At 53.6% G+C, this 20,504-nt stretch carries 13 protein-coding genes; 6 read left to right on the top strand and 7 right to left on the bottom strand.

The features are described from left to right. Position 1: 1 nt before the first annotated feature. From J7I43_RS17705 to J7I43_RS17685, 5 genes are all read right to left on the bottom strand, one after another. The gene (locus tag J7I43_RS17705; RefSeq protein ID WP_209147187.1) at positions 2–1,099 is read right to left on the bottom strand and encodes a hypothetical protein; all 1,098 of its coding nucleotides are present in this window, start codon (positions 1,097–1,099) and stop codon (positions 2–4) included. A 6-nt stretch (positions 1,100–1,105) separates the two neighbouring features. Continuing rightward, positions 1,106–3,520, bottom strand: a complete 2,415-nt coding sequence (locus tag J7I43_RS17700) for a hypothetical protein (RefSeq protein WP_209147186.1) — start codon at positions 3,518–3,520, stop codon at positions 1,106–1,108. 351 nt (positions 3,521–3,871) lie between these two features. Next, on the bottom strand, positions 3,872–6,271 hold the full coding sequence (locus J7I43_RS17695; protein ID WP_209147185.1) for an outer membrane beta-barrel family protein: 2,400 nt from the start codon (positions 6,269–6,271) through the stop codon (positions 3,872–3,874). A 326-nt stretch (positions 6,272–6,597) separates the two neighbouring features. Further along, a complete protein-coding gene (locus J7I43_RS17690; protein WP_209147184.1) occupies positions 6,598–7,266 on the bottom strand; it encodes a DUF1349 domain-containing protein in 669 nt (222 codons plus the stop codon). Positions 7,267–7,524: 258 nt separating this feature from the next. Continuing rightward, complete coding sequence (locus J7I43_RS17685; protein ID WP_209147183.1) at positions 7,525–8,079, bottom strand: GNAT family N-acetyltransferase; 555 nt, start codon at positions 8,077–8,079, stop codon at positions 7,525–7,527. Between the two features lie 79 nt (positions 8,080–8,158). Here J7I43_RS17685 and J7I43_RS17680 point away from each other — a divergent pair, with 79 nt between their 5' ends. The 4 genes from J7I43_RS17680 (at position 8,159) to J7I43_RS17665 (ending at position 14,350) form a co-directional block, all read left to right on the top strand. Next, positions 8,159–8,773, top strand: a complete 615-nt coding sequence (locus J7I43_RS17680; RefSeq protein WP_209147182.1) for a TetR/AcrR family transcriptional regulator — start codon at positions 8,159–8,161, stop codon at positions 8,771–8,773. Between the two features lie 75 nt (positions 8,774–8,848). Next, entirely contained in the window at positions 8,849–10,207 is a 1,359-nt protein-coding gene (locus J7I43_RS17675) for a TolC family protein (protein ID WP_209147181.1), read from the top strand. 27 nt (positions 10,208–10,234) lie between these two features. Beyond that, positions 10,235–11,290 (top strand): efflux RND transporter periplasmic adaptor subunit, encoded by a 1,056-nt coding sequence (locus tag J7I43_RS17670; RefSeq protein ID WP_209147180.1) that lies wholly within the window; start codon positions 10,235–10,237, stop codon positions 11,288–11,290. Positions 11,291–11,299: 9 nt separating this feature from the next. Then, positions 11,300–14,350 carry an efflux RND transporter permease subunit gene (locus tag J7I43_RS17665; protein ID WP_209147179.1) on the top strand — a complete coding sequence of 1,017 codons (3,051 nt, stop codon included), beginning with the start codon at positions 11,300–11,302 and terminating at the stop codon, positions 14,348–14,350. Between the two features lie 142 nt (positions 14,351–14,492). On the opposite strand, the gene J7I43_RS17660 is transcribed toward J7I43_RS17665, so the two are convergent. Then, on the bottom strand, positions 14,493–16,301 hold the full coding sequence (locus J7I43_RS17660) for an AMP-dependent synthetase/ligase (protein WP_209147178.1): 1,809 nt from the start codon (positions 16,299–16,301) through the stop codon (positions 14,493–14,495). A gap of 205 nt (positions 16,302–16,506) precedes the next feature. Between J7I43_RS17660 and ggpS the strand changes: the two genes are divergently transcribed. Further along, entirely contained in the window at positions 16,507–18,792 is a 2,286-nt protein-coding gene (ggpS, locus tag J7I43_RS17655) for a glucosylglycerol-phosphate synthase (protein WP_209147177.1), read from the top strand. A gap of 54 nt (positions 18,793–18,846) precedes the next feature. Here the strand turns inward: ggpS and J7I43_RS17650 are convergent, their stop codons facing one another. Further along, positions 18,847–19,383 carry an RNA polymerase sigma factor gene (locus tag J7I43_RS17650; RefSeq protein WP_209147176.1) on the bottom strand — a complete coding sequence of 179 codons (537 nt, stop codon included), beginning with the start codon at positions 19,381–19,383 and terminating at the stop codon, positions 18,847–18,849. Positions 19,384–19,488: 105 nt separating this feature from the next. On the opposite strand from J7I43_RS17650, the gene J7I43_RS17645 reads away from it, so the two are divergent. Then, a complete protein-coding gene (locus J7I43_RS17645) occupies positions 19,489–20,478 on the top strand; it encodes a FecR family protein (RefSeq protein WP_209147175.1) in 990 nt (329 codons plus the stop codon). Positions 20,479–20,504: the final 26 nt, after the last annotated feature.

Below are 20,504 nucleotides of genomic sequence, written 5' to 3'. Positions count from 1 at the left end.
GTTATTCAACTTCTTCTTTGTACATAAATCTCAGCGACCGCGATTCTCCGTTTGGCAGCTTTAGATTCAGGATGTAATAATACCCGTCCGTAAATCCCCTGCTATCCCTCAGGTCAATGATCACCTCGTTGCGCCCGCGGTTCAGCTGCACCTTCGGCAGCTTTTCCGGTTTTTCCTCAGGTTTGGTGATGCATTGAATAGTATAGCTTAATGCAGCCTTGTCATAAGAATTGTGTACCGCGAAACGAATGTCTCCCTCCGCGATATAAAAATTCCCCCGCGCCAGGTCTTCGATATTCCGGAAACTTTCCGCCGGTTTTTTGGCGGTGCTGTCCAGGCATTTCACTTCAAAGTCCCATATCTCCGAACGCCCGAGTATCATCTCGTTCCTCGTGGCCAGCACCTGCCAGGCGTACCGTTTCCCCTCCTCCAGCTCGCGGCTCAGCGGCGGGTAAAAAAGCATGGGCGTCGGAATATTGATCTGCTGGATAACGGGCATGTTGTAATGCAGCGCTTCGGCTTTCGCCTGCCCCGGCTTCACTTCCACCAGCGAAAGCCGGTACATCATGCCGGGAATGGCTGGCAGCATCGGCTGCCAGAACAACGTAGGCCGTTTTTCGCAGATCTGGTCGCCGTCGTACGGCTCCGTAAGCATCAGCGGACTGAATGGTTCAAGCAGGTAGTTGAAACATTGTTCGCCGGCAAGCGCGCCGGGTTTGTTGCCGTCATTTTCATACAGTTCATAACAGTATTCATATTCCCCTTCCGTAAAATAATGGCTCTGGCGAAGCACGGTGGCCGCGGCATGCTGGCCGAAGGTCCACGACATGTTGTAAGCCGCGGAAGGCGGTATGCTGTTCAGGCCCGGGTTCACGTCGAAAGACGCGGTGCGCCCTTCCGTGATAAGACCCGCCGTGGCTTCCGTTACTCTTATCACCATAAATACCGGGCGGCGCTGCGTTTCACCATTCATGATCCTCGCCATCATCAATCCTTCCAGCGTGCGGCCCTGCGTTTCGGGCATAAACGTCACGCTCAGCTGCGCCATCGAAAAAAATGGCAGCAACAACACGGCAAGGGTGAAAAAATATCTCTTCATATGCAATTAGTTCAACTGGTAATGTAAAGACAACTCCGTTCTGAAGTTGCCGTACAGGTAATTCTGCGCGGACGTGACCAGGTCCTTGCGCGCATCCACGCTCAGGTTCACGTTCCATCGCTTCAGCAGCTGCGCCGAAGCCTGCTGCCTCACGCCGATCTGCCGCACCACGTCTTTGTTGTCGAGGAACGTCAGACTGCTGCCACATTGCAGGATCTTGAGCAAAGTATAATGATAACCCGCGTCCATATTCAACAGGTTGCTGTAAACGGCCGCATTTTTCAGGTCGCGGTTGTAAAAAATGGTGGCTGCGATCATTTTGCCGTTGACAGGAATGGTATGGCTTACCTGCGTGTTCACAAATAAACTTTTCACCGGTTCCGCTGCGGTGATGTAATGCATCTGCTGCAATCCCAGCGAAGCCTGGTTAAAGAAGGGCAGGCGGCCGGTTTTGCCGTTCCAGGAAGAAGAAAAAGAGATCTTGCGGTTGGTGAAAACGGCATCGCTGTATTTGTCGCTCACGGTGTTCATCTGGCTTTGCATCAACCTGCCGCTGAGCGTGAGTTTGCGGCTGAGGCGGTAACGGCCGTCGAGGGAAAAGTTGTAATTCTTCCATTGGCTGCCGCTTACAGCGGAGCGTTCCATGTTTTTCACGTCGGTACGCAATTGCACCACAGCCCTGTTCTTCAGCCAGCTGCGTTTCAGGTTCAGCCCGTACTGGATCATGCCGCGGCGGGCGTAAGGATTGCCGGGGTTGTTGTAACCAAGGCCCGAATAATTGAAATATACCTTATGCGTGGTGCCCCATTCGCGCACGGAACCGGTGTAGCTGACGCCGGTGGAAAGGGTCACGAAAAAATCGTCGAAAAAGTTCGCTACGGCGGCTTTGGTCATGGCCGCGTGATCGGCGGAAGGGCCGGCTCCACCGGTCCGGTTGGCAGATTTGGAAAGTTCGGCCGCTATTTGACCGTATTCGCCCAGGCTGATCTGTTTTGAAACGGCGCCTACGAAAGTGTTCTGCATCAGCGCCCTTACGTTTGGCGCGCGGCCCGGCTCGTTGCGGGAATTGGCGTTGAGCACAGACAAATGGGAATGCCCGTTGCCAAGATCTCCCTTGCCCAAACGCACGAATTGCAGGCTTTTGGCGGGGGCGTTCATCGTAGCGTCAAGACCGGCATCCATCGCGCGGATCTCGCGCGTTTTACCGATGGCGGTCATCAGGTAATTATTTTTGCTCAGCAACGAGCCCGCCATACCGGTCATGAACAGGTCAGACACGGTGCCTTTGCTGGCGTTGGCGGCGATATTGCCAAGATTGAGGTCTTTTACTTTCATGAAGAACCGCTGCAGGCCGCTCATCGGCACCAGGTCCTGCGCCATGCGGGCAGTAGACGCGGGATCGTTGATCCATTTACCGAGGTTGTTGCGTACGGTATGCTGGCTGTTGAGCATGTCTTTGATCTCCAGGCCGCCGCCCAGTTCTTTTTTCAGGTCCATCAGGCGGCCCATGTATTTGTCCAGCGAACTATCTGCCATACGGCGCGCCGGCTCCTTCAGCGCGTTTTCGTTCAGCACGTTGCGCAGCTGGATGCTGTCCAGGTAGATCACCTGTTCGGGTTTCACCATCCCTGAAAGACTGTCGCCCAGCTGGTCGAAAGATTTCATCTTTGCGCTTACAAAAGATTGCAGCTGCCCGCGGAAATCGATATCGTCGAGAAAATACTTTTTCAGATCGTAATTCTTTTTTACATGCGCATCGATCTTTTTGAGGTAGGCTTCCTTGTCGAAATTGAATTTTACAAGATTGTCGTCTTCCAGCCGGGTATCCACCCGGCTATACCCCGATACGTTGGCGTATTGAAGGTTTACGGGGATACTGCCCGCACTGAAGCGGTCCTGCACGTTCACATTGCTCCACCAGCCCGAACCATTGCCGGTGGTATCTCCGAAACTGGTTTCGGCCTTGGCGCCGGAGAATTTGTTCTCAATTTTGCCCGGTAGCGCCAGTTTGGAAAAATTAGGATCATCTTTGAACAACGCGTAAAAGCCGCGGAGCTTTTCATCCACGAATTGCTGCATGCGCGCGGTATCTTTCAGCACGCTGAAACCTTCTTTCAGCTGCTTCGCCTTTTCCGGGCCCGACGTTTTCTGTATGTATGAAAGGAATTGCTGCTTTACGGGTTCATTGAGACCGTTCAGCACGGCAGCAGGGCCTTCGGGCCGGGAAATCCCCGGCTGGCCTTTCAGCCGGTCTTTGTACCGGTTCAGCGAATCCATGATGATCCTGCGCATCAACGGATTGGCCGCAATGGGTATATTTCCGGCGGAATCAGCCGGCGGCAAAGCCCGCTGTAGCTGCTGCGCATTCGCAGTGAGGGTTATCAGCATGCAGCATAACACTGCACCAAACTTGATAGGCATAAGGAGGCTGTTATAGACAATAAATCCGGTTCGGGATCGGGTTCACACGGTTCAGTAGGTATCAGGCACAGGGAATCCGTCTTTATTCTTGATTTTTCTCACGCATAGTAGATGATATCCGGGTTAAGAATACGAAGCAAATATATCGCTGGCAACCGTAAATCAAAAGAAATTATCGCGTTATTAAACTGATAATGAAGCTAAAGAGCAGTAGTATCGGGAATTTATAACACAAAAATGTTACCCTTTCCGGCGTCCGCTGGTACGAGCTGGACGGAGAATATTAAGCACGAAAAAGGGAACGCATTACACGTTCCCTCGTTTTTTAAATAGCATGATGACCGGAATATCCTAAAAACCGTCTCCCCCCATATCGCCGCCACCGCCGCCTTCGTCGTTACTTCTTTTCTTTTTGAAGATGTTGGCGTCCATTTTACCGAAACGCCAGCTCACGTTGAGGCGCAGCTCGCGGCTCACGCGTTTGCGGTAACGTTCCGAATCGGAGAACGAAGTGGTGGTCCAGCTGAGGTCACGGTCCGTGTTGAAAATATCGTTCAGGCCGAGGGCCACGGAGAAATTCTTTTTCTTGAAGAAGTCTTTTTTCACCGCCATGTCTACCTGGTATTCCGGCGCCTCTTCTCCCTGCGGTTCAATACGGCGGCCTTCATATTCGCCGGTGACCTGCAGCGTGAGGTTCCACGGCAGCTTGGTGTTGCTGTTCACTTTACCGAACCAGGTGAAACCCGAATTGTCCAGGTTGGCGGCGCTGATCTCGGTCTGTTGCAGGTTCACGTTGGCCGTGATGTCCCATGTTTTGGTCACCTGCGTGCGCACCGTCAGCTCGGCGCCGTAGGAATTGCGCACGTCCGCGTTGATGGGGTAGCGCAGCACCACTTTGCGTTCCTGCCCGTCCAGGTTCAGCGTGGTGTCGATGGAGAAATCGGTGATGGCATTGTTGGTATTGCGGAAATACAGCGAAGCCAGCACGTTCACTTTGCGGTCGAAATCTTTCAGGTAAGAAAGCTCGAAGCTGTTGGTGAACTCCGGCATCAGCGCGGGGTTGCCCCTGCGGCCGGAATTGGCGTTGTATTCGATGTTCGGCAGCAGGTCGCGGAACCAGGGGCGCTGGATGCGGCGGCTGTAATTCAGCTGCAGCTCGTGATCGCCTTTAAACTTCTGCGTCAGGAATACGCTCGGGAACAGGCTGATCGGGTAATCGATCTCGTAATTGGCGCCTTTGATGTTTTTCATTTCACCGGTGTAAAACGATTGCTCCGCGCGCAAACCCGTCTGGAAACCGAAGTTGCCGAAACCGCCGGTATAACTCACGTACGCCGCGTTGATCTGCTCCGTGTAGTGGTAGTTGTTAGACAGGGAAGAATCGTATCTGAACTCGCCCGTCGCAAAATCTTTACCGAATGTATTGAGCACGTTGTTGAAAGTGCGGCTGTTGGCGCGCAGGCCCGCCTCTATCTTCGTTTTTTCATTGATCGGGTTCACGAAATCCACCTGGCCGGTGAGATAGGTGGTGTTGCCGCTGCTGTTCCCGTAACGCAGCTCCGGCTGGTTCGGCGAATTGCTCGGCGTGCCGTCCATATTGTAATACTGCAGCGAATAATCGCTGTTGCCGCTATTGTTCGAACGGTTATAGGTAAGGTCCGCCGTGAGCTCGCGGCCTTCTTTGGCGAAGGTGCGTTTGTAGCCCAGCTGCGTGGCGTAGTTGCGGAATTTGTTTTTGCTGTCGTTGATGCCGGTGCCGTAACGCAGGCGGGTTTTATGTTCGTCGAGGTCGTACACGGTCTGGCTGTTCAGGTTATTGAAATCGCCGCCGGTAATGCCCTGCGAAAGCGTAATGGTGTTGCGGTTGTCGATGAACCAGTCGAAGCCTATGCGGCCGTTCTGGAACCTGCGGCCGAATTCGCCGTCCTGGTATTGATCGAGATACGTGGTATCGCCGTTTTCCCAGTTTTTGCGCAGCATATGCTGCGTCATGGGCGAGCGGCGGTCTCTCAACTGGTAGTTCAGGAACAGGTTGATCTTGCCCTGGCGCGCGTTGAGGTCTACGCCGGCGTTGGAGCTTTTGGTGGTGGAATAACCGCCCTGGATGAGGCCGTTGATGCCCGCACGGCGGTTCTTTTTCAGCACGATGTTCAGGATGCCGCTCATGCCTTCCGCGTCGTATTTGGCGGAGGGATTGGTTACCACTTCCACGTTGGCGATGGCGTCTGCCGGTATCTGGTCAAGCGTAAGCGTGCTGGGCCGGCCATCGATAAAAATGGTAGGACTGCCGTTGCGCACGGATACGTTGCCGTCTATGTCCACGTTCACGGAAGGCACCTGCCTGAGCACGTCGGTAGCGGTGCCGCCTATGCTGGCAAGGTTTTTTTCCACGTTAAACACACGTTTGTCTATTTCCATCGTAAACGCGGGCTTCTCTCCCACTACTTCCACGCCTTTCAGCGCGGTGGCGGCGGTCTTGAGCTTGATATTGCCAACATCCGAACGGCTTTTTACATTTACCGCCCGGAAGTAGGTCTGATAACCGATAAAATAAACTTTGAGAATATAATTTCCGGGAGCGATGTTCGGGAAACTGAAGTCGCCGTTGCCCTTGGAGAGCATCCCGGTCACGATGGAACTGTCCGTCGCTTTCAAAAGAGCTACTGAAGCGTATTCTACGGGTTTGCCGCTCTTATCGTCCAATAATTTACCAAGGATCTCCGCCTGCGCCCGGTTGTTATCCTGGGCCATCGACTGTACGCTCAGGCACAGAAATCCAGCTAATAAGCGTAATATATTTTTCCTCATGCTTTGTTTGACGTCAAAAGACCATTTATCATTCGCCCGCAAATTAAACAATAGGCAAGGAAGGATGGAATTAAATGGATGGGTGGCAAGCGGTTGCAATTCAGCATTGACGGCCATTCCGGCCGAAACAGTGTTATAACGCGTTTTAGCGGGGTTTAGCAGGAAAACGGCAGGAGGCGATATGGTTGCCGAATGGGTGTTGAACGGACAATTATCCATCATAAGCGGTATTGAGAAAGCCGCTGTACTGAAACGATTTTGCGGGACGGCTATTCGCCGGTGAAGAAGTTTTTGAAGGGCTCCGCGCGGTACCGCAGGTCGCTCACCTCTACCGTAATCCCTTCGCCTTTAGGCGATTGTACATAAAAACCGATCCGCAGGTCTGCCGAATCGGCCAGTGTGAAAGTGCGCAGCAGTTCCCAGTTTTTGCCGTCGGCAGAACAATAAAAACAGTAGATCTTTCCGCTGCGAACGGCTTTCAGGTACAATTCCCCGGCGGGAACGCTGCGGTGGTAGTTATCGTCGGTTGCGCGTTGTTTTACCACGGAAGAGCCGATGGACACGCCGCCGCCGTCCATTTTTTCGAGCAGCAGTTTGGCCCAGTTGGAAGAATCGGTGTAGAGAATGATGGCCGCGCCATCGTACAACGCTTTGAACTGCGGTTGTATGCGGGCGGAGAAAATAAACGCGGTATCGGGCCTGAACAGCAGCAGCGGCACCTGGTGCACATAAAAACTACCGTCTACGAACGAATACAGATCGGTGCCCTTTCCGGCTTTCATGGTAAATGAATTGTCTGAGCGCACGCGGATGTCCGCCAGCGGGGCGTTCCAGCTGAGCAGCCGCGGGATGGGCTTAATGCGGACGGAATCGGCGGTTTGCGCGGAAAGGCTTCCGGAGAGGCTTACAGCCAGCAAAAACAAGATTATTCTATGCATACAACAATCAAATGGGTTCTTGAGAAGACGTGCCTTTTAACAAACTGCCCTCTACCGAACTAACCAAAGCCGACGCCTCTTTCAAAGTCAAAAAGGATGGAAAATTGCTGGGCACTATCCACATCTCCCATGGAGCATTTGCATATCAACCAACAGGCAGAGAGAAAAGGAACAGCATTAAAATTGACTGGGCAAAATTTGATAAATACCTAAGAAACTACGAAAATATCTAACATCATAGAAACAGGCATCAGAATACTACAAGACCTTCTGTAAATGATAATAAAATCCGCCTGAGAATTCAACCGTCTTCACTACCCCGAACCCAAGCCGTTCGTACACCTGTTGTGCGTTGAGGTTCTCCGCGTGCACCAGCAGACCCGCAAAACCAAGACCTTCCCTTTTTCCTTTTTCCATGGCGGCCAGTATTAGCTGCCTGCCGATGCCTTTGCCCTGGCTGGCGGGGGAAACGGCGATGCTGTCCAGGTAATATTCGCCGGGGCCGGTTTCGTCTTCGGGCTGAAAGCGGTGACCACGCTGCTGTTCGATATAGTCGAGTACGGGTTTCCGGAGCTGGTCCAGCTTTCCGCCGTCGTAAGCGATAATGAGGCCGCCAACGCCACTTTCATCCTCGTACAACAGCGCGTTCTCGTAACTATACTGGTTGCCGGTTTGCCGGAAAAGGGCTTCGAATATGGGGAGGGCAAGCTGCGGATCGTTTAATCCCGTGAGTTTGAGGGCTATTTCTTCCATGGCGAGGAACAAAAGCCGGATGGCGGCGGCTGCATCTCCGGGCGTGGCGGGTCTGATCATGTTTAAAGATAGCCGGAAAAAATAAATTTGGATTTTCTGAACACCGTTCAGTATATTTGCATCGTAAACAAAATACCGAATGGGTATATCCGACAGAAAAGAAAGAGAGAAGCAGGAAATGAAGAAGCTCATCATCGATGCGGCTTTGCGGATGTTCGTGGAAGACGGGTATGAAAAAACTTCCATCCGCAACATTGCGGACAGGATCGAATACAGCCCGGGCACCATTTACCTGTATTACAAAGACAAAGACGAGCTGCTCTACGCCGTGCAGAAAGAGGCCTTTTCCAAAATGCTGGAAACCTTCCAGCGGGAAGCCACCAGCCGCAGCCCCTGGAAAAGACTGGAGCAGATCGCTTACTCGTACGTGAACTTCGGTATCAAACATCCGGACCTCTACGACCTGATGTTCATTATCCGCGCGCCGATGAACACGGCGGAGGAAAAAGGCGACTGGGACAATGGGGACGCCTGTTTCAACTACCTCACCGATACGATCGGGGAATGTATGGAAAAAGGCCTGCTGCGGTATTCAGACCCGCGCGTGGCGGCGCTCTCCATCTGGTCGATGGGCCACGGCCTCGTGTCGCTGCAGGTGCGTTGCCGGTTTAAGGTCATGCAGCTGTCAGACGACCAGGTGAGCAACATGATCCATCTTTCGATCAAAGAATTTTTAAGAACGATCAAGGCATAACGCTTCATCCGTTCTTCTCCAACACGCAATCTCCGGATTGCTTTTTTTAAGGCACACTACTAAACACCGTTCATTATGTTATCAAAGGTCATTAACCTTATTGTGTTTATCGGACTGCCCGGCGGCATTTTTGCCCAGGAAAGCCGGCTGGACGCGTACATCCAGGAAGGGTTCAGCCGCAACCAGGCCATCGCCCGGCAGAATTTCCAGCTGGAACGAAGCATGATGGCCCTCCAGGAAGCCCGCGCCTATTTTATGCCTACCGCCAGCGTGATCAGCACCTACACCAAAGCCGGCGGCGGCCGTACGATAGACATTCCCACCGGCGACATGCTCAACCCCGTGTACGCCACGCTGAACCAGCTGACGCAAAGCCAGAAGTTCCCGCAGCTGGAGAACCAATCCATACAACTTTCGCCGGACAACTTCTACGACGCCAAAGTGCGCGCCTCCCTCCCGCTGGTGAACACCGAGATCTGGTACGCCAAAAAGATCCGGCAGGAAGACATCACCCGGCAGCAGGCCATCGTAAACGTGTATAAACGCCAGCTGGTAAAAGACATCAAAACGGCCTACTATCAATACTTCCAGGCTACGCGCGCCGTAGACATCTACCGCAACGCCCTGCAGCTGGTAATGGAAAATATCCGCGTGAACAAAAGCATGCTGGACAACGGCATTCGCAACAACACCGCCCTCACCCGCGCGCAAACTGAACAGCAGCGCGTGGAAGCCGCTATCGAGCAGGCGCAGAACAACCGGTTGAACGCAAAAGCCTATTTTAATTTCCTGCTCAACCGCGGGTTGCAGGATTCCATCGTGCTGGACAGCGCCATCCTCAACCCTGACGCCGCTCTTCCCGCCACCGGCCCGCAGCAGCGCGAAGAGCTCGTGCAGCTGGAATCCAGCCGCAGGATGGCATTGCTCGCCGAAAAAAAAGAACGCTCCGCTTTCACGCCCAAAGTGAGCACCTTTCTCGATCTCGGTTCGCAGGGATTTAATTTCGCTTTTAATAAAGACACCCGTTATTATCTCTGGGGCCTGAACCTGCAGTGGGACCTGTTCACCGGCGGCCAGCGCAAATACCGCATCCAGCAGGCCAGCGCGGACGCGGCGATCGCGCAGACGGCTTACAATGAAACGCAGCAGGGCATACAGCTGGAGCTGGACCGCTCCGCCAATAACCACCGCAGCGCCGCGGCTAATTTCGGCAGCGCCCGCACACAGCTGCAACTCGCCGAAAAATATTACCGCGACCAGTTCAAAGTATACAAAGAAGGCCAGCTGCTTTACATCGAGCTGCTCGATGCGCAGAACCAGCTCACCAATGCCCGTTTGCAGCTGCTGCAGGCATGGGCGCAGGTGCAGATCTCGCAGGCAGATATCGAGCGGGCGCAGGCCTCCTACCCGCTTGTTTCAACCGTTAACAACTAACCACAGCACCGGATAAACGCATTCCATATGAAATCTTACCTTTTTCTTCTTTTAGCGGCCCCCGCCCTGCTGAGCGCATGCGGCGACCAGTCCACCGCCTCCGGCATTCCCACGCAGGACGCGATACCCGTAAAACTGCTGCCGCTTTCCGCGAAGCCCGCCGGCGGCAACATTCCCGTGTCGGGCATGTTCACCACAGACGATGAAGTACTGCTGTCCTTCAAAACCGGCGGTATCATCCAGCGCATACTCGTAAAAGAAGGCGACGCCATCCGCCGTGGGCAGACCATCGCTACGCTGAACACCACCGAAATAGACGCCGCCGTGCAGCAGGCGCAGCTTGCCTTCGAAAAAGCCGGCAGGGACCATCGGCGCGCCACCAACCTGTACAACGACAGCGTGGCCACGCTCGAACAATTACAGAACGCGCAAACCGCCAAAGAAATGGCCGCTCAGCAGTTGCGCACGGCGCAGTTCAACCGCAGTCACAGCGTGATCTCCGCGCCTGGTAACGGGTTCGTCTTACGGAAACTGGCCGCCGAAGGGCAAATGGTGCAGCCCGGCACGCCCGTGGTGCAGACCAACGGCGCGCAATCCGGCGCATGGCTGCTGCGTGTGGCCGTAAGCAACCGCGAATGGGCCGCGATACAGCTGGGCGATAAAGCCAGCGTGGAAGTAGAATCGGTGCCCGGGAAAACCTTTACCGGCATTGTTTCCCGCCGTGGCGAGGGTATCGATCCTGCAACGGGCGCATTTACCGTAGATATTAAACTGACCGGTCAAAAACCTTCCAGCATCGCGTTCGGCATGTTCGGCAAAGCCAGCATCAGCACCAGCGCACAAAACAACGGCGGGGCATCCGGCTGGTCCATTCCCTACGACGCGCTGCTGGACGGCGATGGCAGCAACGGTTTCGTGTTCGTCACCAACGACGGCAAAACCGCGCATAAAATACCGGTAACCGTCGCCGGCATCGAAAAAGACCATGTGCTCATCAGCGCGGGCCTCGAAAACGCCCAGCAGCTTATTATTTCCGGCAGCGCCTATTTGACGGACAGCAGCCGCATCCGCATCATTCCATAAACCGCCGCCATGAAAATATCCAATTACGCCGTAAAGAACTACCAGTTTACCCTCGTGATCTTCATCATGATCATTGCGCTCGGCATCACCACCATTCTCAACATGCCGCGCTCGGAAGACCCGGAAATGCACGCCCCTACTTATTCCGTAGTGGCGGTATACCCCGGCACCAGCCCGAAAGACATGGAAGAACTCATCGTAGACCCGCTGGAAAAAGAATTCAGCGGCATGGAAAACGTGCTGCGCATCCGTACCTCCATCCGCGACGGGCTGGCCGTGTTCCGTATCGAATACAAATACAACAGCAACGTTGAAGACAAATACCAGGAAGTAGTGCGCGTGGTGAACAACAAACGCCGCGATCTGCCGCAGGACAATCTTTTCATCGAAGTGGAAAAGTTCCAGCCGTCGGACGTAAACGTGCTGCAACTGGCGCTGATCTCAGAGAACGCGCCCCGCAACAGGCTGAAATTCTATGCAGACAAGTTACAGGAGCAACTGGAAAGGATCACGCCGCTGAAAAACGTGGAGATCTTTGGCCTGCCCGAACAGCAGGTGCGCGCCGAGCTCGACCTCGAAAAAATGGCGCAGATGAACCTGCCCGTCAACAATGTGATCTCCAGCCTGCAAAACGAAACGCTCAGCATTCCCGGCGGCGCCGTGGAAGCGGGGAACCGCACGTTCAACATCAAGACCAGCGGGAACTTCCATAGTCTCGATGAAATACAAAATACCATCGTATATACCGGCGGCGGCAGGAATATTTTCCTGAAAGACATTGCCAAAGTGTATTACGGTTACGCCGACGAAAGTTACCAGACGCGCCTGAACGGCTACCGCTGCGTGTTTGTGGCGGCCGCGCAGAAAGAGGGCGAGAACATCACCAAAACGCAGGAGCTCTACAAGCCCGTACTTGAGCAGTTCCGCAAAACCCTTCCCGCCAACATCGACATGGTGCAGCATTTCGACCAGGCAGATAATGTAAACCGTAGGCTGGGCAGTCTTGGCATGGACTTCATCTTCGCCATCGGCCTCGTGGCCATTACGTTGCTGCCGCTGGGTTACCGGCAGGCCATCATCGTGATGATCTCCATCCCCCTGAGCCTTTCCATCGGCATCATTTTATTGCAGCTGTTCGGCTACAACCTCAACCAGCTCAGCATTGTAGGGCTTGTGGTGGCGCTCGGCCTGCTGGTAGACGACAGCATCGTGGTGGTGGAAAACATCGAGCGGTGGATGCTGGAAGGTCACAGTGCGCTGGAAGCCACGCTGAAAGCCACCAAACAGATCGGCATGGCCGTGGTGGGCTGTACCGTAACGCTGATCATTGCTTTTATGCCGCTGGTGTTCATGCCCGAAGGCGCGGGCGATTTTATCCGCAGCCTGCCGCTGGCCGTGATATTCTGCGTGCTGGCGAGCATGTTTGTTTCGCTCACCATCATCCCGTTCATGACCAGTAAAATATTAAAACATCATACCGGTCACCCGGACGGCAATATTTTCATGCGCGCGCTCAAAAAGCTGATCCATGGCAGTTATGCACGGTTCCTGGACAAAGCGCTGCAACGCCCGGTGCTCACCATCGTGATCACGGTGATCATTTTCGCGGGCTCGCTGGTGGTGTTTCAGCTGATCGGTTTCAGTTTGTTCCCCAATTCCGAGAAGCCGCAATTTTTGATCAACGTGGAAGCGCCGCCGCAGTCGAAGTTGGGGTATACGAACGGCATTGTGCGGCAGATCGAAAAAAGGCTTGAGCGGGAAAAGGACGTAAAATATTTCTCCAGCAACGTCGGCAAGGGCAATCCGCGTATCTATTACAATGTGATCCCGCGCAACGAACAAACCGAATTCGCGCAGGTGTTCGTGCAGCTGGACGAGCATACCAATCCGTCACGGAAAGCCGAGATCATGGAAAGTCTCCGTAAAGCCTGGACGCCATTCCCCGGCGCGAAGGTGGAGGTGAAAGATTTCGAGCAGGGCCCGCCAGTGGCCGCCCCGGTTGAAGTAAGGCTTTTCGGCGACGACCTGGATACTTTGCGTCACCTGGCTGCGAACGTGGAAACGATGTTAAGGAAAACCGCGGGCACCATGTACGTAGACAACCCGGTGGACCTCAACAAAAGCGACATCCGTGTGGGCATTATACCGGAAAAAGCGCAGCAGCTGGGCATTCCGTTCGTGCAGATAGACCGTACGGTAAGGCTTGCCGTGGCCGGGCTGACGCTGGGCAAATACACCGACAAAAACAGCAACGAATACAATATCCTGCTAACCCGTGCGCGTGAAGGAAGGCCCACGCTCGACGTGTTTCGCAACCTCTACATCAACAACCTCCAGGGCAAGGCCATTCCTCTTTCACAAGTGGCTGAACTGAAGATGGAAACATCGCCGGTGAACATCAACCACCAGGAAAAACGCCGCGTAGTGGCAGTGAAAGCCTTTGTGCGGCATGGTTTCCTGGCAGACAGGGTGATCAACGAAGTGATCGCGAAAATGGATGTGATGAAGCTGCCAACGGGTTATGATTATGAAATGGGCGGCGAAGTAGAATCGAGGAAACAGTCGTTTGGCGGGTTCCAGAACATCATCATCGTGACGATATTTTTGTTCATTGCCGTGCTGATCCTGGAGTTCAAGACCTTCAAAAGCACGCTCATTATCCTCTCCGTGATACCGCTGGGTATCGTGGGCGCGGCGCTGGCGTTGTGGATCACGGGCAATTCGTTGTCGTTCGTGGCGATTATCGGCCTGATCGCATTGGCGGGAATAGAAGTAAAAAATACGATCCTGCTGGTGGATTTCACCAATCAGCTGCGCGAACAGGGCCGTACGCTGGACGAAGCGATACGTGAAGCGGGGGAAGTGCGGTTTCTTCCAATTGTGCTGACTTCATTGACAGCTATTGGCGGGCTTACGCCGATCGCGATTTCCAACAACCCGCTGATCGCGCCGCTGGCGATTGTTTTGATCGGGGGATTGATCAGTTCTACCTTGTTATCGAGGATTGTAACGCCGGTGGTGTATAAGTTGATACCGCCGAAGGTGGTGGGGAATGGCTAGCATTCAGCGAAACAACAAGGTCTGTACGGATTCCCAGACCTTGTTGTTTTCTTGGCACATTGAATAGCATTGAAATATCAGCATCCTTCGTCCGGACAAGTCAGCTCACGCAGGGCCTGCGCACAAGACTTACACCAGCTACTTAAGCGTGCGTCTGCAATCCCTCGTACATTTTATCGATCGCCTTTTTATACTTCTCCAATATCGCCTTCCGCTTCAAGCTAAGCTTGGGCGTCATTTCCCCCGTATCCACACCCCATTCCTGCGGCATCAGCGTAATTTTCTTTACCTGTTCCACATGGTTGAACCCGGCGTTATACCGTTCCGCGATCTTTTGATACATCGCGATCACCTGTTCGTTTTTACAGGCATCTTCATTGGTGGTAAAAGGAATGTTGTTTTGAGACATCCATTTTTTCAGGATGTTGAAAGAAGGCACCACCAGGGCGCTCACGAATTTTTTTTCGTTCCCGATCACCATGATCTGCTCGATGAAAGGACTTTCTTTCATTTTGTTCTCGATCGGTTGCGGCGCCACGTATTTGCCGCCGCTGGTTTTGAACAGCTCTTTTTTGCGGTCGGTGATCTTGAGGAATTTCCCGTCTATCAGCGTGCCGATGTCGCCGGTGTGCAGCCATCCGTCGATGATGGTTTCGGCGGTGAGATCGGGGCGTTTGTAATATCCTTTCATCATGCTGGGGCCTTTCACACAGATCTCGCCTTCTTCGCTAAACTTCAGGTCTACCCCGTTCAATACCGGGCCCGTGGTGCCGAACATGGTGTTACCGGGCGGGTAGCGGCGGTTTACGCTGATCACCGGGCTGTTTTCAGTAGGGCCGTAACCCTCGTACACGGGGATCTTCGCGGCATTGAAAATGCGCAGCAGGTTTTCCTGGCAGGCGGCGCCGCCAGTTACGATGAAAGACACCCTTCCGCCAAGCGCTTCGCGCCATTTGGAAAAGATGAGCTTGTTCGCGATGGCGAGCTGGAGATTGTACCAGGGGCCGCCGCTGATGTTGTTGTCGTATTTTTTGCCGAGCGCCACGGCCCAGAAGAACAGGCCGCGTTTGATGCCGGTCAGTTCGTTGCCTTTGCTCATGATCTTTTCATATACCTTCTCCAGCAGCCGCGGCACGGTGGTGAAACCGTCGGGTTGTATTTCCCGCAGGTTGTCGGCGATCTTGTCCAGGCTTTCCGCGTAATAAATGCTGATGCCGCTGAAAAGATAAATATAAGTGACCATCTTCTCGAAGATGTGGTTCAGCGGCAGAAAGCTAAGCACCTTGCAGGAAGGGTCGTCGGGAAAAGGAAAACTTTCTTTGGAAAAAAACACGTTGCTCACGATGTTTTTGTGCGACAGCATCACGCCTTTGGGCGTGCCGGTGGTGCCGGAAGTATAGATCAGCGTAGCGAGATGTTCTTCGTCTATTTTATCGCGAATGGCGGCCACTTTTTCCTGCAGCGCATCGGTGGATGCGTTCAGTATTTCACTCCAGTGTGTGGCGCCGGGAACTTCGTCGAACGTATAGATATGCTGCAGGCTGGGCACTTCTCCTCTTACGGCCTGTATCTTTTCATACATTTCAGTATTGCTCACGAAAATGTACTTCGCGCCTGCGTCGTTGAGAATGAATGTAACTTCGAGCGGGTTGGTGGTGGGGTAAAGCGGCACCAAAATGGCGCCCGTTTGCTGCACCGCCAGGTCGGCGATCACCCATTCGGGCCGGTTATTGCTGATAATGGCGATCTTGTCCGCACCTTCGGGGGTAAAGTCGTTTCCGCCCACGCCCAGACTGAGCAGGCCCGCGGAAAGCCTGTTCACCGTTTCCCGCACCTTTTCCGTAGCCCATGGCGTCCATTCACCGTTCGCTTTGGAAACAAGCATGTCCTTTTTCGGGAATTTCTCCTGCTGTACCGCTAATGCGTCAAATAATCGTTTTGGCTGTATCATTATAGCCAAGTTAACGAAAAAATTCAGCAGTACAAGTGCCTAATAGTCACCTTTTTCGCCAAGTTGTCACCCTTTCGCCCTTCATTTTTTCGTACCTTTGTGATCCCTATCAGGACCCGATACCCCTCGTATCACTCATTGAATTTCATGGCATTATCCTATAGCCGACGGCTATGATGCCTTTTCTTTCACCAAAAAAACAAGCATGATTTTAGCAACAGACCTGGACGGTACATTTTTAGGCGGAAGCGTACAGCACAAGGAACATCTTTATAAAACCATCAGGGAAAACGACGATTTCAGGCTTATTTTCGTCACGGGCCGCGGAGTTGAAAGCGTACTCCCGCTGCTTAGCGACCCCGTGATCCCCAGGCCTGATTATATTATATGCGACGTGGGCGCCACCGTGCTCGACGGCCATACTCTCCGCCCCGTTCAGCCCATACAGAACAACATCGAACTGAAATGGCCCGGCAAAAAAGCCGTCATGGAAGCGGTGAAAAATATAAAAGGCATCCGCCTCCAGCAGGTGCCGCAGCAACGGCGCGTGTCGTTCTTTTTTGACGACGAGCGTGTAAAATCACATGTTTCCCGGCTGGAAGACACCCTCGGCTGCGATATCATTTTTTCCGCGGGCAAATTTCTCGACGTACTGCCCTCTTCCGTGAACAAAGGCAGCACTTTGCGCAACCTGGTAGACCTTCTGCAGGTACCGCAAGACAAAGTGCTGGTGGCGGGCGATACGCTGAACGACCTTTCGCTCTACGGCCGCGGCTTTCGCGGCGTGATCGTGGGCGAAGCGGAAGAAGCGCTCACCGAAGCCGCGCAGGACCTGCACGACGTGTACGTAGCCGATTCGGCCGGCGCGGGCGGCATTCTCGAAGCGCTGCATCATTTCGAGCCCTTCAGGCCTTTCTATAAAAAGATGCCGGAAAATGACATTCCCGAAACGGAATCGGACCAGCTTGTGATGCTCTATCACCGCTTCCCGTTCGAAACCGTGGAAGAGAACGGCAAAAAAGTGCGCCGCGCGCCCAAAAGCCCGAACGGTATTTTGCCCACGCTCACCAGCTTTTTCAAAACCGGCAGGCCCGGCCTCTGGATCGCGTGGCAGGAAGCGCAGAAAGGACAAAAGCAGGCGGATAATTTTCATATCGACCGTGAATTGTATCCCGAACTGGAAGCCAGTCCCGTAATGCTGGAAAAAGAAGATATCGATATCTTCTACAAACTTTTTTCCAAAGAAGCATTCTGGCCCGCTATCTTTTCTTTTATCGAAAAGGTGCAGTTCAACCACGAGCACTGGGAACATTACCTGAAGGTGAACCGTATTTTCGCGGAAAAGGCCGCCGCCGAAGCGGAGCCCAACGCGATGGTGTGGATACACGATTACAACCTCTGGATGGTGCCGGGTTACCTGCGCCAGCTGCGGCCCGACCTGAAGATCGGTTTCTTCCACCACACCGCTTTTCCCGCCGCCAACACGTTTAACATCATACCCTGGCGCAGCGAGATCATCCACAGCCTGCTGCAATGCGATTACGTAAGTTTTCACATCCCGCGGTACGTGGAGAATTTTGTGGATGTGGTGAAAAGCATGATGCCGGTGAAGATCACCGAACAGGAAAACGCCGCGCCGCGCTTCCTCACTTACAGCTGCGCCATGGGCACCGGCGTAATGACCCGCGAGATAGACACAGGCCGCCGCAAGGTACGCCTCGGCGCCAATCCCGTCGGCGTGCACGTGGACTATATCCGCGAACTGACGGAAAAACCTTCCGTTCAGGCGCTGATCTCGCAGCTGAAAAAACCCACCACCGGCAAAAAGACCATCCTCAGCATCGAGCGGCTGGATTATGTGAAAGGACCGCTGGAAAAACTCAAAGCCTTCCACCAGTTCCTCGAGCAGCACCCCAACATGCACGGCAAGGTAGAACTGATCAACATCTGCACACCGCCCGCCAGCGGCATGAAAATATACGAACAGGTACAGCAGGAAATGGAACAGCTGATCGGCAAGATCAACGGGCAATATTCCACGATCGACTGGGTGCCCATTCATTTCTTTTTCCGCTCTTTTTCTTTTGAAGAAGTGCTGGCCTATTACGCCGTCGCAGACGTAGCCTGGATCACGCCGCTGCGCGACGGGCTCAACCTCGTGGCGAAAGAATACGTGGCCGTACAGGGACTGAACCCCGATTCTGCAGGCGTGCTCGTGCTGTCTGAATTTGCCGGCGCATCGGTGGAACTGCCCAACGCAATACTCACCAATCCGTACGACAATGTATCGATGATCGATTCGTTGCTGGAAGCCATTTCCATGAACCGCGCCGAAAGGCAGATCAGGATGAAACGGTTGTACCAGATCGTCAGTCATTATAATATCGAGTTCTGGGCAGATGAATTTATGCAGGAACTGAGCCGCCTTCACCAGGAAATACCACCCCCGGAAGTTTCACTCGTCAAAGCGCTGGAAAATAATCTTTCATAAACAAAAAGCCGGTCTGAAAATTCAGACCGGCTTTTTAATATATTCCCCTTAAAATTATGCGATATAGATCACGCGGAGGGCTTTCAGCGCCTGGGAAACCAGGTTTACGACTGCCTGGTAGCTAATGTCCATCGTAACACTGATCTCCTCGTAACTCATCTGGTTGTAAAAACGAAGGTAGATCACTTCCTGCTGCCGGCGCGTGAGTTGCCTGACGGACCTGAGCAGCCGCTCCCGTTGGTCCGCGTCCGTTTGCCTGGCGATCAGTTCCGTTTCGTAGCTGAACGCAAGCAATTCGGTTCCTTCTTCAGACAATTCCGAATGCGCCGCCCGTTTTTTGATCGCCCGCGCCAGTTTGAACTTCAACGCCCTGAACAGGTACGCCCTGACGGAAACTACGTCTGTAAGGCGCTCCCGGGTATCCCACAGTTCCAGGAACAATTCCTGTATGCAATCGTCCAGCACCTGGCGATCCCTGAGCATTTTGCTTCCATACTGGAAAAGCGGGCGATGATGATGCAGGAACAATGCTTCGAAAGCCTTTTGATCACCTTGTTTGAAACGCCGCCAAAGTATAGGATCATCTGACATGTAGGGATGTTTTCGAATGCTTTCCAAAATACACAAAAAATAATTTCAAAAAATCGATTATAAAAATGCGCTCGTTTACACTGGATATATGAAAGCACATACGAAATGAACGAACATTACCAAACGCCGGAAGATTTTCTGGGCGATGAGAGTTTTATAGCCTGGCGCCGCGGGACCGACCGTACGCAAGCCCGCCGCTGGGAGGCATGGATGGCCGGAAACCCCGCTAATAAAGCGGTTGCCGAAGAAGCGGTCAGTATGCTCTCGCTGCTGGAAACGGAAGAACTGCACCCGGCGTCCGCGCATACGTTCCAGGCCCGCGACCGCCTGATGAGCGCACTGAACGGCGTAAAAACAGTTCCGCTGTACCGTCGCCGCGCGTTCCGCTGGGCTGCAGCAGCAGCCGCAGTGGTGATATTCGCCGTCGTGCTGCTCAGGCCCCGCGAACCGGTCGTTTATGCCACGGCGCCCGGCGAAACGAAGTCGTTTATATTGCCAGACGGCACTTCCGTTACGCTGAACGCCAGTTCCTCGCTGAAACTCGCAGGCAACTGGAATGCGGAAGGAAACCGCGAAGTATGGCTGAACGGCGAAGGTTTTTTCGAGGTAAAGTCCACCACGCGGCAGGCACGTTTCCTGGTACACGCGAAAGACCTGCAGGTGGAAGTGCTCGGCACAAAATTCAACGTAAAACAACGCAGTGAACAAACCACCGTAGTGCTGGAATCCGGCAAGGTGCAGCTACATGTGAAAGACGCGGCCACCCTTGTGATGACGCCCGGAGAGCTCGTCAAATACACGCCGGGAACCCGTAATACGGTCCGGAAAAAAGTGAACGCCAAAATATATACCTCCTGGAAAACGGGCAGGCTGGAGTTTGAGAATGCCAGTATCAGGGAAATCGCAGGCGTGCTGGAAGATAATTACGACCTGAAGGTCATTTTCGAAGATACCGCTTTCCAACATCATCAATTCAACGGCGTTTTCCCCGCCGGCAACGTGAACGTATTATTAGAGGCGTTGTCCAAAGCCTACCAGCTGGATATCAGCCGGAACGGCGCTGAGGTCAGGCTTGGCGCCACCCCCTCGCATTAAGCGCAGTTATGCAATAACCGATCAAC

This window comes from Chitinophaga chungangae (assembly GCF_017742215.1).
Classification (GTDB): Bacteria; Bacteroidota; Bacteroidia; order Chitinophagales; family Chitinophagaceae; genus Chitinophaga; species Chitinophaga chungangae.
Note: the sequence above shows the minus strand (reverse complement) of the source record. Positions and strands in the feature narration are given on the sequence as shown.

Excerpts from the sequence above, each read along its gene's own strand:
- J7I43_RS17675 (WP_209147181.1), top strand. The coding sequence starts at position 8,849 with ATGTTATCAAAGGTCATTAACCTTATTGTGTTTATCGGACTGCCCGGC.
- J7I43_RS17645 (WP_209147175.1), top strand. The coding sequence starts at position 19,489 with ATGAACGAACATTACCAAACGCCGGAAGATTTTCTGGGCGATGAGAGT.
- J7I43_RS17680 (WP_209147182.1), top strand. The coding sequence starts at position 8,159 with ATGGGTATATCCGACAGAAAAGAAAGAGAGAAGCAGGAAATGAAGAAG.
- J7I43_RS17685 (WP_209147183.1), bottom strand. The coding sequence starts at position 8,079 with ATGATCAGACCCGCCACGCCCGGAGATGCAGCCGCCGCCATCCGGCTT.
- J7I43_RS17700 (WP_209147186.1), bottom strand. The coding sequence starts at position 3,520 with ATGCCTATCAAGTTTGGTGCAGTGTTATGCTGCATGCTGATAACCCTC.
- J7I43_RS17660 (WP_209147178.1), bottom strand. The coding sequence starts at position 16,301 with ATGATACAGCCAAAACGATTATTTGACGCATTAGCGGTACAGCAGGAG.
- J7I43_RS17670 (WP_209147180.1), top strand. The coding sequence starts at position 10,235 with ATGAAATCTTACCTTTTTCTTCTTTTAGCGGCCCCCGCCCTGCTGAGC.
- ggpS (WP_209147177.1), top strand. The coding sequence starts at position 16,507 with ATGATTTTAGCAACAGACCTGGACGGTACATTTTTAGGCGGAAGCGTA.
- J7I43_RS17695 (WP_209147185.1), bottom strand. The coding sequence starts at position 6,271 with ATGGCCCAGGATAACAACCGGGCGCAGGCGGAGATCCTTGGTAAATTA.
- J7I43_RS17690 (WP_209147184.1), bottom strand. The coding sequence starts at position 7,266 with ATGCATAGAATAATCTTGTTTTTGCTGGCTGTAAGCCTCTCCGGAAGC.
- J7I43_RS17665 (WP_209147179.1), top strand. The coding sequence starts at position 11,300 with ATGAAAATATCCAATTACGCCGTAAAGAACTACCAGTTTACCCTCGTG.
- J7I43_RS17705 (WP_209147187.1), bottom strand. The coding sequence starts at position 1,099 with ATGAAGAGATATTTTTTCACCCTTGCCGTGTTGTTGCTGCCATTTTTT.
- J7I43_RS17650 (WP_209147176.1), bottom strand. The coding sequence starts at position 19,383 with ATGTCAGATGATCCTATACTTTGGCGGCGTTTCAAACAAGGTGATCAA.